Raw genomic sequence first — 14,159 nt, forward strand, 5'->3', positions numbered from 1 at the left:
GGGTCACACCATGACTGACACGAACAACCCCGCCCAGCTCGACGAGGTCCACGAGACCGATTACGAGCTCGAGAGCATGCCGGACGAGACGAGCACGACGGACAAGTCCTACTCCCAGGGCCGCCTGGTGCTGCGCCGGTTCCTCCGGCACCGGGGCGCGATGGTCTCGCTCACGATCCTCATCCTCATCGCGCTGCTGGCCATCACCTCGATCGGTTTCGGTCCCATCCCCGGCTGGTGGAGCAAGAACCACGTCGACCTCTACCCGATCCAGGAGGTCGGTGGGGCGCCGACGCTGACGCTCTGGCCGTTCTCCATCGGGGAGCACCCGTTCGGGCAGAGCACCATCGGCAAGGACTACTTCGCGCTGGTGATGCTCGGCACGCAGAACTCGCTGACCATCGCCTTCACCGTGGGCATCGCCGCCACCGTCATCGGCACGCTCGTCGGTGCGGCCGCCGGGTACTTCCGGGGCCTGGCGGAGGCGTTCCTCATGCGCGTCACCGACCTGTTCATCATCATCCCGACGCTGGTGCTGGCGGCCGTCCTCGGCCGCATGGCCGGCAACGTCGGCGGCATCTTCGCGCTGGCGGGCATGCTGGCGCTGGTGTCGTGGACGGGTCTCGCCCGCCTGGTCCGCGGTGAGGTGCTGTCGCTGCGCGAGCGTGAGTTCGTGGCCGCGGCCCGTGCCGTCGGCACGTCCCCGTGGCGGATCATCGTGCGCCACATCCTGCCCAACGCGCTGGGCACCATCATCGTCAACGCCACCCTGCTCATCTCCGCGGCGATCCTGGTCGAGACGGCCCTGTCCTACCTGGGATTCGGCGTGCGGCCCCCGAACACGTCGCTCGGCCTGCTGATCTCGGAGAACCAGAACGCGTTGAGCACCCGGCCCTGGCTGTTTTGGTGGCCCGGCGTGTTCATCGTCGCGGTGGCGCTGTGCGTCAACTTCATCGGCGACGGCCTACGCGACGCGTTCGATCCCCGTCAGCAGATGGACTGAGGAGCACCGCCATGACCACCACCCCCCGCTTCACCGGTGAGAACCCGGTGCTGAAGTTCGACCAGCTCGACGTCACGTTCCGCACCGAGTTCGGCTCGGTCCACGCCGTCAAGGGCATCACGCTGAGTGTGGAGCCCGGCGAGGTGATGGCCCTCGTCGGCGAGTCCGGCTCGGGCAAGTCCGTCACCGCCACCACCGCGCTGGGCCTGCTGCCGAAGACGGCGCGGATCCAGGGCGACACCCTCGTCACCGATCAGAGCGTCGGGAAGCTGGCCGGGCGGCAGCTGCGCTCGCTGCGCGGCAACCGCGTCGCCATGGTGTTCCAGGAGCCGATGACGGCGCTGAACCCGGTGATCAAGATCGGCGAGCAGCTGACCGAGTCCATGGAGGTGCACGGCGTGGCCTTCGGCCGCGATGCCTGGGGGCGCGCGGTCGACCTGCTCAACGCCGTCGGCATCCCCAACGCGGAGCGCCGCGCGAACCAGTTCCCGCACGAGCTCTCGGGCGGCATGCGTCAGCGCGTGGTCATCGCCATGGCCCTGGCCTGCGACCCCGAGGTGATCATCGCCGACGAGCCCACCACAGCCCTCGACGTCACGGTGCAGGCGGAGATCCTCGACCTGCTGCGCTCGCTCAAGGACAAGCTCAACACCGGCATCCTGCTCATCACGCACAACATGGGCGTGGTGGCGGACATGGCCGACAACGTGGCCGTGATGTTCAAGGGCACCATCGTGGAGCGCGGCCCCGTCGAGCAGGTCCTGCTGCAGCCGCAGCACCCGTATACGAAGAGGCTGCTGGCGGCCGTCCCCCGGCTGGGGGAGGGCCACGGTCAGTTCGGCGTGGCGCCGCACCCGGTGGACCCCGCCTCCGAGGCGGCCCTCGACGTGCGCGATCTCGTCGTCGAGTACCACCGCGCGGGCAAGAAGCCGTTCCGCGCCGTCGACGGCGTGAGCTTCGACGTGCGCCGCGGCGAGATCGTCGGCCTCGTCGGGGAGTCCGGATCCGGCAAGTCCACCATCGGGCGCGCGCTGCTGGGCCTCATCCCGTCGAAGTCCGGGGAGGTCCGCGTGCTCGACCAGGACCTGCTGGCGCTCCGCGGAGCCGAGCTCAAGTCCCTGCGCAAGCGGATCGGCGTGATCTTCCAGGACCCGGCGGCCTCGCTCAACCCCCGGTTCCCGATCGGCGACGTCATCGCTGAGCCGATGAGCGTCCACAAGGTGGGCAACGCCAAGGAGCGTGAGGCCCGCGTGCACGAGCTCCTGGACGCCGTCCAGCTCCCGCGCACGGTGTACAACCGCTACCCGCACGAGCTCTCCGGCGGCCAGCGCCAGCGCGTCTCGATCGCGCGCGCGCTGTCGCTCAGCCCGGACCTGCTGGTGGCGGACGAGCCCACCTCCGCGCTCGACGTGTCGGTGCAGGCCTCGGTGCTGGCGATGTTCACCGAGCTGCAGCGCGACTTCGGGTTCGCCTGCCTGTTCATCTCCCACGACCTCGCCGTCATCGACTCGCTGGCCCACCGTGTCGTCGTCATGCAGTACGGCAAGATCGTGGAGAAGGGCGCCCGCGAGACGGTGCTGCTCGACCCTCAGGAGGAATACACCAAGCGGCTGCTGGCAGCGGCGCCGGTGCCGGACCCGATCGAGCAGCGGCAGCGCCGCGAGGCGCGCTACGAGCTGCTGAAGTCGCTGGGCGACGAGGTGGTGGAACTGGACACCCGCGAGCTGGACTTCGACGACGTCCGGGGCACGCGCGCCACGTCCTGACATGCCGTACTCGCCGGAGCTGACGACGCTGGGCTACATCGTGAGCCCGGACCGCCGTCGAGTGCTGCTCGTCCACCGGGTCTCCCGTGCGCACGACGAGCAGCTCGGCAAGTACAACGGGCTGGGCGGCAAGGTGGAACGCGACGAGGACATCGCCTCGGCGATGCGGCGCGAGATCCGCGAGGAGGCGGGCGTCGAGGTGACGTCGATGCAGCTGCGCGGCACCGTGTCCTGGCCGGGCTTCAACGGCCGCGACGTGTTCGGGTTCGTGTTCCTCATCACGGGCATCGACGGCGAGCCCTTCGCCTCCAACCCTGAGGGCACCCTGGCCTGGCACGACGTGGCCACCGTCATGGAGCTGCCGATGTGGGACGGGGACCGGCACTTCCTGCCCCTGGTCTTCGACGAGTCGGTGCCGCAGTTCCACGGCGTCCTGCCCTACGACGGCGGCCACAGCGTGGGCTGGCGGTACTCCTCGTGATCCCGCCCGCGCGGCTCGACGCCCTTGCGGCCGCCGCGCTGGAGCCGGACCCGTCGTCGCTGGGCGCGGCCGGCCGGCTGCGGGCCGCCTTCGGACCCGAGGACGCGGCGTGGGCGCTCACGCAGGCGGCGCTGCGCCGTCGTGCCCGCGCCAAGTTCGCCCGCGCCGACGAGATGCTCTTCACCCACGACGGGCTCGAGCAGGCCACCCGGGACACGGTCCGCCGATGGCGGGCCGCGCGCTTCGCCGCCGCGGGGGTGGCGACGGTGTGGGATCTCGGCTGCGGCATCGGCGCCGACGCCATGGCGTTCGCCGAGGTGGGGCTGGAGGTGCACGCGGTGGACGCCGACCCGGCGACGGTCGAGGCGGCGTCGTGGAACCTGGCGCTCGTGGGGGCGGGGCCGGCTCAGGTGGCCCGGGCCGAGGAGTCGGCGGTACCCCGTGCGGACGGCGTGTTCCTGGATCCCGCCCGGCGCACGGCCCGCGGCCGCACGTGGCACGTGGCCGACTTCACCCCGCCCTGGCAGCTGGTGCTCGACCACCTGGCCTCACCCCGGTTCGTCTGCGTGAAGCTCGGGCCCGGCCTGCCCAAGGAGCTCATCCCCGGGGGCGTGCGCGCCACGTGGGTCAGCGACGGCGGTGACGTGGTGGAGGTGTCGCTGTGGAACCGGCTGCCCGAGGGTCGCTCGGCCGTGCTGCTCAGCGGCGGTGACGTGCTGGAGCTCACGGCCGCCGACGGCGCGCAGCCGCCCCCCGTCGCCCCGCTGGGGGCCTACGTGTACGAGCCCGACGGCGCCGCCATCCGCGCGGGGCTGGTGGGGGAGTCCGTGCCCGGGGCGGGGCTTCTCGACCCGCACGTGGCCTACCTGACCTCCGACAATCCGGTCGAGACGCAGTGGGCCACCCGGTTCCATGTCCTCGACGTGCTCGACTACTCGGTCAAGGCGCTCCGCGGCTACGTCCGGGAGCGGGGCATCGGCACCCTGGAGATCAAGAAGCGGGCGATCGACGTCGACCCCGCGGCCCTCCGTCGCGAGCTCAGGCCGAAGGGGAGCGCGACCGCGACGATCATCCTCGCGCGTACTCCCGGTGGCACGAAGGCGATCGTCGCGCGTCGGGGATGACCCGACTCTGGCACTCGGCTTGATTGAGTGCTAAACCCGGGATAACGTAAGTGCTGGCACTCGACGACGTCGGGTGCTAATGGTCGGACGGCACCCGCGACGACGCCCGGCCACTTCACACTGACCTACAAGCCGGCCCCCGGGTCGGATATGACAGAAAGGTGTTTGACGTGGCAACCACGATCAAGCCGCTTGAGGACCGTATCCTCATCCAGCCCCTTGAGGCCGTCCAGACCACCGCTTCCGGCCTTGTCATCCCCGACACCGCCAAGGAGAAGCCCCAGGAGGGCAAGGTCATCGCCACCGGCCCCGGCCGCATCGACGACAAGGGCAACCGCGTCCCCCTCGATGTCGCCGAGGGCGACGTCGTGATCTTCTCCAAGTACGGCGGCACCGAGGTCAAGTACGACGGCCAGGAGTACCTCCTGCTGAACGCCCGCGACATCCTCGCCGTCGTCAGCAAGTAAGGACCAGCACATGCCGAAGATTCTCGCTTTCGACGAGGAGGCCCGTCGCGCGCTCGAGCGCGGTGTGGACATCCTCGCCAACACCGTCAAGGTGACCCTCGGCCCCAAGGGCCGCTACGTGGTGCTCGACAAGAAGTGGGGCGCTCCGACCATCACCAACGACGGCGTGACCGTCGCCAAGGAGGTCGAGCTCGACGATCCCTACGAGGACCTGGGCGCGCAGCTCGCCAAGGAGGTCGCCACCAAGACCAACGACGTCGCCGGTGACGGCACCACCACCGCCACGGTGCTGGCGCAGGCCATGGTGCACGCCGGCCTCCGCTCGGTGACCGCCGGGGCCAACCCCATCGGCCTGAAGCGCGGCATGGACAAGGCCGTGGAGGCCGTCGTCGAGCGCCTGCGTGAGAACGCGCGCCCGGTGGACACCACCGCGGACATGGCATCGGTGGCCACCATCTCCTCGCGCGACGAGCAGATCGGCGACCTGATCGCCGAGGCCTTCGACAAGGTGGGCAAGGACGGCGTCATCACCGTCGACGAGTCCAACACGATGGGGACCGAGCTCGAGTTCACCGAGGGCATGCAGTTCGACAAGGGGTACCTCTCGCCGTACTTCGTGACCGACGCGGACCGGATGGAGGCCATCCTCGAGGATCCCTACATCCTCATCCACAGCGGCAAGGTCTCGTCCATGAACGACCTGCTCCCGCTCCTGGAGAAGGTCATCGCCGCCAAGGGCACGCTGTTCATCGTGGCCGAGGACGTCGACGGGGAGGCGCTGTCCACCCTCGTGGTCAACAAGATCCGTGGCACGTTCACGTCGGTCGCGGTGAAGGCCCCGGCCTTCGGCGACCGCCGCAAGGCCATGCTTGAGGACATCGCGATCCTCACCGGCGGCCAGGTCGTCGCCCCCGAGGTGGGCCTCAAGCTGGACCAGGTGGGTCTGGAGGTGCTCGGCCGCGCCCGTCGCATCGTCGTCACCAAGGACAACACAACCATCGTCGACGGCGCCGGCGAGCACGCCGAGGTCAGCGGCCGGGTTGCGCAGCTGCAGGCCGAGATGGCCCGCACCGATTCGGACTGGGATCGCGAGAAGCTCCAGGAGCGGATCGCGAAGCTGGCCGGCGGCGTGTGTGTCATCAAGGTCGGTGCTGCCACCGAGGTGGAGCTGAAGGAGAAGAAGCACCGCATCGAGGACGCCGTCTCGGCGACCCGTGCAGCCATCGAGGAGGGCATCGTCGCCGGTGGCGGCTCGGCCCTCATCCACGCCGGTGCGGTCCTCAAGGACCACTTGGGCCTCGAGGGTGACGAGAAGGCGGGCGTCGACGTGGTGGCCAAGGCTCTGCTGGAGCCGCTGCGCTGGATCGCCGAGAACGGCGGTGTCTCCGGCTACGTCATCACCACCAAGGTGGCGGAGATGGAAGTCGGCCACGGCTACAACGCGCGGACCGACGAGTACCAGAACCTCGTCGAGCACGGCGTCATCGATCCGGTGAAGGTGACGCGTTCGGCGCTCGCCAACGCCGCCTCGATCGCCTCGCTCCTCCTCACCACCGAGACCCTCGTGGTGGACAAGCGCGAATCCGACGACTGATCGCTCATCCGAGTCGACGGCGCCCCGGGTCACCGGGGCGCCGTTCGTTGTTCCCGGTGCGTGAGGCGTCATTGCCACGCGGGACTAGACTCTGGGTGCCAGGCCGACCAGTGAGAGGTGACGCGGTGCAAGACGAACTGACCGGAGCAGGAGTTCCCCGCCCCTTCGCGGCGTTGGGGCTCACGTTCGACGATGTGTTGCTGCAGCCCAACCAGTCCGACATCATCCCCTCGCAGGTCAGCACCGGCACGCAGCTCACCCGGCGGGTCCGGCTCAACGTACCCCTGGCGTCAGCGGCCATGGACACCGTCACCGAGTCCCGGATGGCCATCGCCATGGCCCGCGAGGGCGGCATCGGTATCCTGCACCGCAACCTGTCCATCGAGGACCAGGCGCAGATGGTGGACCAGGTGAAGCGCTCCGAGGCCGGGATGGTCAGCGACCCGATCACCGTCAGCCCCCAGGCCACGATCGGCGAGGTGGACGAGATCTGCGCCACCTACCGCATCTCGGGCACCCCTGTCGTCGAGGACGACGGCACCCTGGTGGGCATCATCACCAACCGCGACATGCGCTTCGAGGACGATCCCTCCCGCCCCGTCGGCGAGGTCATGACGCGCATGCCGCTGGTCACCGCCCCCGTCGGGGTCTCGGGCGAGGAGGCGCTGGGACTCCTGGCGCGGCACAAGGTGGAGAAGCTGCCCATCGTCGACGCCGACGGCAGGCTCCGGGGCCTGATCACGCTCAAGGACTTCGTCAAGGCGGACAAGTACCCCAACGCCGCCAAGGATGCGCAGGGCAGGCTCCGCGTGGGGGCGGCGGTGGGTTTCTTCGGTGACTCGTGGGACAGGGCCATGGCACTGGTGGAGCAGAGCGTGGACGTCCTCATCGTCGATACCGCCCACGGCCACTCCAAGGGCGTCGTGGACATGATCAAGCGGCTCAAGGCCGAGCCCGCGGCCGCCGACGTCGACATCATCGGGGGCAACGTGGCCACCTATGCGGGCGCGAAGGCGCTCGTGGAGGCCGGCGCGGACGGGGTGAAGGTGGGCGTGGGGCCGGGGTCCATCTGCACCACCCGCGTCGTGGCAGGCGTCGGCGTGCCCCAGGTCACGGCCATCTACGACGCCGCCCGGGCCTGCCGCCCGGCGGGCGTACCGGTCATCGGCGACGGTGGCCTCCAGTACTCGGGAGACATTGCCAAGGCCATCGTTGCCGGCGCATCGTCGGTGATGCTCGGCTCGCTGCTCGCGGGCTGCGAGGAGAGCCCGGGGGAGCTGGTGTTCATCAACGGCAAGCAGTTCAAGAGCTACCGCGGAATGGGCTCGCTGGGAGCCATGGCCGCACGCGGGCGCAAGGCCTCCTACTCGAAGGACCGCTACTTCCAGGGCGACGTCACCTCAGATGACAAGCTGATCCCGGAGGGCATCGAGGGCCAGGTCGCCTACCGCGGCCCACTGGCCGCCGTTGCCTACCAACTCGTGGGTGGGTTGCGGCAATCGATGTTCTACTCGGGCGCGGGCTCCATCGAGGAGCTCCAGGAGCGTGGACGGTTCGTGCGCATCACGTCGGCGGGTCTGCGAGAATCGCACCCGCACGACATTCAGCTCACTGCCGAGGCGCCCAACTACTGGTCGCGCTAAGCCCGAAGGAGAATCCCCCATGTACGAGCTCGGACGCAGCAAGCGCGCCAGCCAGGCCTACTCCTTCGACGACGTGGCCATCGCCCCGGCCCGCCGCACCCGCGGCGAGGACGAGGTGGACCTCAGCTGGAAGATCGACGCGGTCTCCTTCGGCGTGCCCATCGTCGGCGCGCCGATGGACTCGGTGATGTCGCCGTCCACTGCCATCCGGATGGGCCAGCTCGGTGGGCTCGGCGTGCTCAATCTCGAGGGGCTCTGGACCCGGTACGAGGACCCTCAGGCGCAGTACGAGCGGATCACCCAGCAGTCGGACCAGGTGACGGCCACGAAACGCCTGCAGGAGATCTACTCCGAGCCGGTCAAGGCCGAGCTGATCCGGGACCGGCTGGCCGAGATCCGCGCCGCCGGCGTCCCCGTCGCGGGTTCGTTGTCACCGGCCCGCACCCTGGAATTCGCGCCCGTGCTGGAGAAGGCGGGCATGGACTTCTTCGTGATTCGAGGCACCACCGTCTCGGCCGAGCACGTGGGCGGCCAGGACACGCTGAACCTCAAGGAGTTCATCTACCGCTTCGACGTGCCGGTGCTCGTCGGGGGTGTCGCCACCTACCGCGCCGCGCTGCACCTGATGCGCTCCGGCGCCGCCGGCGTGCTTGTCGGCTTCGGCGGCGGAGCGACCCACACGACCGCGTCGGTGCTCGGCATCGAGGTGCCCATGGCCTCGGCCGTGGCGGACGTCGCCGAGGCGCGCCGCGACTACCTGGAGGAGTCCGGCGGCCGTTACGTGCACATCCTCGCCGACGGCGCGGTTGGGCGGTCGGGCGACATCGCCAAGGCCATCGCCTGCGGGGCGGACGCCGTCATGGTGGGCTCTCCGCTCGCCCGGGCGACCGAGGCCCCGGGCCGCGGCTGGCACTGGGGCAGCGAGGCCTGGCATGCACGCCTCCCGCGCGGCGAGCGCTCGTTCTTCGAGCAGGTCGGCACGCTGGAGGAGGTCGTCCTGGGGCCGTCGCGGGTTCCGGACGGCACGATGAACCTGGCCGGTGGCCTGCGCAAGGCGATGGCGCTGACCGGATACACAGACCTCAAGTCCTTCCAGAGGATCGACCTGATCCTCCACTGAGCCCGAGGAGCGCCGATGGACGACGCACTGACAGAGCTGAAGCGCCTGCGCGGAAGCATCGACAACATGGACTCCGCCCTCATCCATCTCCTGGCCGAGCGCTTCAAGGTCACGCAACGGGTGGGGGAGCTCAAGGCCCGGGCGGGCCTGCCCGCCGCGGACACCGTGCGGGAGGCGCAGCAGATCGCCCGGCTACGGGCGCTCGCGGTCGACGCCGACCTGGACCCGGAACTGGCGGAGAAGTTCCTCACCTTCATCGTCGCCGAGGTGGTCCGGCACCACGACAAGATCGCTCGAGGGGAGGGCTGAGCCCATGGCGCGAATCGTCGTCGTCGGCGCGGGGCTGGCCGGCCTCAGGGCCGCGGGGCTCCTGGTGGCCACGGGCCAGGACGCGGTGGTCCTCGAGGCCTCGCACGCGGTCGGCGGGCGCGTCGCCACGGACGTGGTGGACGGCTTCCGCCTCGACCGCGGCTTCCAGTTGCTCAACCCGCTCTACCCGGCCGCCCGTCGCGCGCTGGACATGGCCAGGCTGGACCTCCACCGCTTCGGCCGCGGGGCCGCATTGCGCACCGAGGACGGGCTCGCCGTCCTGGCTGACCCCACCCGCCACCCCGCGCACGCCTCCAGCCTGGTACGCGGCCCTCTCACCGGTGCAGACCTCGGCGCAGTGGCCCGCTGGCTGCGGGCCTCCGGGGGGCGCGACGCCACCCTCAGCGGATCGCTTGACGCCGCCGGGTTCTCGCCCACCATCCGTCGCGCCGTGGAGCGGTTCTTCGCCGGCGTCACCCTTGATGCCTCCGGGATCACATCGGCGGCCCAGGTGAGGCGCCTGGCGGGGTTCTTCGCCCTCTCCACCCCTGGGGTTCCCGCCCAGGGCATGGCGGCCGTTCCGCTGCAGCTCGCCGAGGCGCTCAAGGGCCGGATCCGGCTCGGCGGCCGGGTCACCGCGGTGATCCCCGGGTCAGCTGGGATCTCCGTACACCTGGCTGACGGATCCGAGGAGCGGGCGGATGCCGTGGTGCTGGCGGCGGGGCCGCCTGGGAATGCCGCGCTGCTGGGCCTTCCGGGGCCGGCGATGCTCGGGGTGACCACCTGGTGGTTCGCGGCGGACGAGGCGCCCACCCGCTCGCCCTTCCTGCACCTCGACCTGCGCGACGGCGCACGCCTGGCCAACGCCTGCGTCCAGTCCAACGTGGTGCCGTCCTACGCCCCGGCCGGGCAGCACCTCATCCAGGCCAGCGCCGTCGGCCCTCACGGGCTCGACGACTCCCACGCCGCCAGGGAGGCCGCCGGTGTGCTCGGCGGCGACCACACACAGTGGCGCCTGCTGGTGCGCCACGACATCGCGCAGGCGCTCCCCGCGATGCCGCCCGGGGCGCACGCACTGACACCCGTCGGGGCGAGGGTGGCGGTGGCCGACGACCTGCCGGGAGCCTCCATCCAGGACGCCCTGGCCTCCGGGGAACGCGCCGCGCAGGCGATCAGCTGATCACCTCGTCGCGCCAGGAGTGCTTCGGGGCGAAGCCCATCTGCTCCTTCGCGGCCCGGTTGCTGAGTAGGGTGCCGAACTCGCCGACGCTGTCGGGCACCTCGAGGCCCGGGTGGATCACGGCCAGCGCCTCCCGGCTGGGCATGTCGAGGATGATGTCGTCCGCGGCGATCACGAAAGCGTGGGACCCGGACAGGCTGGCGGTGAGCGCGTCCTCGCAGGACTGGGCGACGTCGCGCGCGTCGATGTAGCCGAACAAATTCCACCGTCGGGCCTCGGGATCCTTGGCGAAGGCCGGCTGCTGGGCGTAGTCCTCGACTGTGAAGATGTTGGAGAGCCGCAGCCCGATGAATGGGATGCCCGCCCACCGCGACACCTGCTCGGCCATGGTCTCCGTCATCACCTTCGACAACGAGTACGTCGAGTTCGGGAGGGGGTAGTGGTCCTCGTCGACCGGGACGTAGCGCACCTCGTCGAACGGCAACCCCAGCGTGGTCTCGCTCGAGGCGTAGACGACACGCTTGAGCCCCAGCTTCCACGCGGCCATGAACACGTTGTTGTTCATCGCCATGTTGGCGTTGAGCGTGTGCGAATCGGTGTGGATCCAGTCGGCCGGGATGTTGGCCAGGTGGATGACGGCGTCCGCCCCGGCGAGCACGTCCATGGCCTCGCCGAACTGCGTGAGGTCCGCGCGGTAGAACCTGCCGCCGTACCAGTCCGGGCGGCCGGCGACGTCAGTGGCGACGATCTCGTGGGCGGTGTCGAGGAAGTGGCGGAGGGTGGCCTGGCCGGCCTTGCCGGAGGCTCCGGTGATGACGATGCGCATGGCGCCAGTCTAGGGTCGCGGGGACATGGTGAGGGGGCGCCCCGCACGCGGGGACGCCCCCTCACCGTCGGCTCACTTCTCGAGCAGGCCCTCGAACAGGACGGTGGAGAGGTAGCGCTCGCCGAACGACGGGATGATCACCACGATGGTCTTCCCGGCGCTCTCGGGGCGGGCCGCCACCTCGATGGCAGCCGACAGGGCCGCACCCGAGGACAGGCCCACCAGCAGGCCCTCCTCCTGGGCCGCGCGGCGCGCGAACTCGACAGCCTGATCGATGTTGCGGGGAAGCACCTCGTCGATGACCGAGCGGTCAAGGATCTCCGGCACGAAGTTGGCGCCGATGCCCTGGATCTTGTGCGGGCCGGGCTGGCCGCCCGACAGGATGGGCGACTCCTGCGGCTCCACGGCCACGATCTTGACCTCGGGCTTGCGCTCCTTGAGCACCTGGCCGACGCCCGTGATGGTGCCGCCGGTGCCGACGCCTGCGACGACGATGTCGACGGTGCCGTCGGTGTCGTTCCAGATCTCCTCCGCCGTGGTCTTGCGGTGGATCTCGACATTGGCCGGGTTCGCGAACTGTCGGGCGAGCACGCCGCCGCGCTCAGCCGCGATCTCCTCGGCCTTCTCCACCGCGCCGCGCATGCCCTGCGGGCCGGGCGTCAGCACGAGCTCTGCCCCGTAGGCCTTGAGCAGGGCGCGCCGCTCCAGCGACATCGTCTCCGGCATGGTCAGCACCACCTTGTAGCCGCGGGCAGCGCCCACCATGGCCAGCGCGATGCCCGTGTTGCCGGAGGTGCCCTCGACGATGGTCCCGCCGGGCTGCAGCTGGCCGGAGGCCTCAGCCGCGTCGATGATCGACACACCGATGCGGTCCTTGACGGAGTTGGCCGGGTTGTAGAACTCGAGCTTGGCCAGCACGGTCGCGTTGTCGCCGGCGATGCGGTTGAGCTTCACCAGCGGCGTGCGGCCGATGAGCTGTGTCACGTCAGAGTAAATGTCCATGCCGTGGCCAACCTCTGCCCCTGCCCGGATATTCCCGCGGCGCGGGCGGAAATGCATCCCGGAGGAAAAGCAATAGACTCAGCCGCATGACTGCCCAGCACGAGAAGGTTCTCGTCGTCGACTTCGGGGCGCAGTACGCGCAACTCATCGCGCGTCGCGTCCGCGAGGCATCCGTGTACTCCGAGATCGTCAGTTCCGCGCTCGACGCGGACGCCATCCTCGCGCTGCGTCCGGCCGCCATCATCCTCTCCGGCGGGCCGTCGTCGGTGTACGAGGAGGGCGCACCCAGGCTGGACACTCGCATCCTTGATGCCGGCATCCCGGTGCTGGGCATCTGCTACGGCTTCCAGGTGATGGCCCAGGCGCTGGGCGGCACCGTCGCCAAGACGGGGCAGCGCGAGTACGGCCGCACCTCTCTGTCCATCCACGACGGCGGATGCCTGTTGGGGAGCCTCCCCAACACGCTGAACGTCTGGATGAGTCACGGGGACTCGGTCAGCCGGGCGCCGAAGGGCTTCCGCGTGCTTGCCCGCACCGCGGGCGCCCCCGTCGCGGCCTTCGAGGACCTCACGCGCAAGCTGGCCGGCGTGCAGTGGCACCCCGAGGTGATGCATTCGCAGTGGGGCCAGCAGGTGCTGGAGCACTTCCTGTTCAACATCGCGGGGCTCTCCCCGGACTGGACCGCCGAGAACATGGTCACCGAGAGCATCGACGCGGTGCGCGCCAAGGTGGGGGACCGCCACGTGTTGTGTGGCCTGTCGGGCGGGGTTGATTCCGCCGTCGCGGCCGCTCTCGTTCAGCGGGCGGTCGGCTCGCAGCTCACCTGCGTCTTCGTCGACCATGGACTGCTGCGCGAAGGCGAGGCGGAGCAGGTGAAGCAGGACTTCGTCGCGGCCACGGGTGTGGACCTGGTCGTCGCGGACGAGCGGGAGAGGTTCCTGGGGGCGCTGGCCGGCGTCACGGATCCGGAGGAGAAGCGCAAGATCATCGGCCGAGAGTTCATCCGCACCTTCGAGGCGGCGGCGCGGGACCTGGCAGGCGAGCGGGGCGTCGACTTCCTCGTGCAGGGCACCCTCTACCCGGACGTGGTGGAGTCCGGTGGCGGTGAGGGCACCGCCAACATCAAGAGCCACCACAACGTGGGCGGACTGCCCGACGACCTCCAGTTCACCCTCATCGAGCCGCTGCGCCAGATGTTCAAGGACGAGGTGCGCGCCGTCGGGGAGCAGCTGGGTCTGCCGGAGGAGATGGTCTGGAGGCACCCGTTCCCCGGCCCCGGGCTGGCCATCCGGATCATCGGGGAGGTCACCGAGCACCGGTTGGACATCCTGCGCCAGGCGGACGCGATCGCCCGCCACGAGCTGGCCGAGGCCAAGCTCGAGCGGGCGATCTGGCAGTTCCCCGTGGTGCTCCTCGCGGACGTCAGGTCCGTCGGGGTGCAGGGGGACGGCCGCACGTACGGCCATCCCATCGTCCTGCGCCCGGTGGTCTCTGACGACGCCATGACCGCGGACTGGGCCAGGCTGCCCTACGAGGTGATCGAGAAGATCTCCTCGCGGATCACCAACGAGTGCCCCGAGGTCAACCGGGTGGTCGTCGACGTGACGAGCAAGCCGCCGGGCACCATCGAGTGGGAGTAGCCCC

The 14,159-nt window shown here is 70.1% G+C and carries 13 protein-coding genes; 11 read left to right on the forward strand and 2 right to left on the reverse strand.

Going from position 1 to position 14,159, the window contains the following annotated elements:
* The first annotated feature begins 10 nt into the window (after positions 1 to 10).
* From ACZK5D_RS04415 to ACZK5D_RS04460, 10 genes are all read left to right on the forward strand, one after another.
* A complete protein-coding gene (locus ACZK5D_RS04415) occupies positions 11 to 1,003 on the forward strand; it encodes an ABC transporter permease (RefSeq protein ID WP_458996322.1) in 993 nt (330 codons plus the stop codon).
* 11 nt (positions 1,004 to 1,014) lie between these two features.
* Entirely contained in the window at positions 1,015 to 2,769 is a 1,755-nt protein-coding gene (locus ACZK5D_RS04420; protein ID WP_463664405.1) for an ABC transporter ATP-binding protein, read from the forward strand.
* Position 2,770: 1 nt separating this feature from the next.
* Complete coding sequence (locus ACZK5D_RS04425) at positions 2,771 to 3,250, forward strand: NUDIX hydrolase (RefSeq protein WP_463664406.1); 480 nt, start codon at positions 2,771 to 2,773, stop codon at positions 3,248 to 3,250.
* Entirely contained in the window at positions 3,247 to 4,374 is a 1,128-nt protein-coding gene (locus ACZK5D_RS04430; protein ID WP_463664407.1) for a THUMP-like domain-containing protein, read from the forward strand. Before ACZK5D_RS04425 ends, ACZK5D_RS04430 begins: the two co-directional genes overlap by 4 nt.
* A 170-nt stretch (positions 4,375 to 4,544) precedes the next feature.
* Positions 4,545 to 4,841: a co-chaperone GroES gene (groES, locus tag ACZK5D_RS04435; protein ID WP_068750747.1), complete on the forward strand. Its 297-nt coding sequence runs from the start codon at positions 4,545 to 4,547 to the stop codon at positions 4,839 to 4,841.
* A gap of 10 nt (positions 4,842 to 4,851) precedes the next feature.
* A complete protein-coding gene (groL, locus tag ACZK5D_RS04440; protein ID WP_463664408.1) occupies positions 4,852 to 6,435 on the forward strand; it encodes a chaperonin GroEL in 1,584 nt (527 codons plus the stop codon).
* Positions 6,436 to 6,572: 137 nt separating this feature from the next.
* Positions 6,573 to 8,078 (forward strand): IMP dehydrogenase, encoded by a 1,506-nt coding sequence (guaB, locus tag ACZK5D_RS04445; RefSeq protein ID WP_463664538.1) that lies wholly within the window; start codon positions 6,573 to 6,575, stop codon positions 8,076 to 8,078.
* Positions 8,079 to 8,097: 19 nt separating this feature from the next.
* On the forward strand, positions 8,098 to 9,198 hold the full coding sequence (locus ACZK5D_RS04450; protein ID WP_463664409.1) for a GuaB3 family IMP dehydrogenase-related protein: 1,101 nt from the start codon (positions 8,098 to 8,100) through the stop codon (positions 9,196 to 9,198).
* Positions 9,199 to 9,213: 15 nt separating this feature from the next.
* Positions 9,214 to 9,507: a chorismate mutase gene (locus ACZK5D_RS04455; protein WP_458996328.1), complete on the forward strand. Its 294-nt coding sequence runs from the start codon at positions 9,214 to 9,216 to the stop codon at positions 9,505 to 9,507.
* Between the two features lie 4 nt (positions 9,508 to 9,511).
* Complete coding sequence (locus tag ACZK5D_RS04460) at positions 9,512 to 10,687, forward strand: FAD-dependent oxidoreductase (protein WP_463664410.1); 1,176 nt, start codon at positions 9,512 to 9,514, stop codon at positions 10,685 to 10,687.
* Here the strand turns inward: ACZK5D_RS04460 and ACZK5D_RS04465 are convergent.
* Together ACZK5D_RS04465 and cysK are read right to left on the reverse strand one after the other, a co-directional pair.
* The gene (locus tag ACZK5D_RS04465; RefSeq protein ID WP_463664411.1) at positions 10,680 to 11,513 is read right to left on the reverse strand and encodes an NAD-dependent epimerase/dehydratase family protein; all 834 of its coding nucleotides are present in this window, start codon (positions 11,511 to 11,513) and stop codon (positions 10,680 to 10,682) included. The genes ACZK5D_RS04460 and ACZK5D_RS04465 overlap by 8 nt on opposite strands.
* Before the next feature lie 72 nt (positions 11,514 to 11,585).
* Complete coding sequence (gene cysK, locus ACZK5D_RS04470; RefSeq protein ID WP_463664412.1) at positions 11,586 to 12,515, reverse strand: cysteine synthase A; 930 nt, start codon at positions 12,513 to 12,515, stop codon at positions 11,586 to 11,588.
* Between the two features lie 86 nt (positions 12,516 to 12,601).
* Between cysK and guaA the strand changes: the two genes are divergently transcribed.
* The gene (guaA, locus tag ACZK5D_RS04475) at positions 12,602 to 14,155 is read left to right on the forward strand and encodes a glutamine-hydrolyzing GMP synthase (RefSeq protein ID WP_463664413.1); all 1,554 of its coding nucleotides are present in this window, start codon (positions 12,602 to 12,604) and stop codon (positions 14,153 to 14,155) included.
* The last annotated feature ends 4 nt before the right edge of the window (positions 14,156 to 14,159 follow it).

This window comes from Tessaracoccus yangjingae (assembly GCF_055326235.1).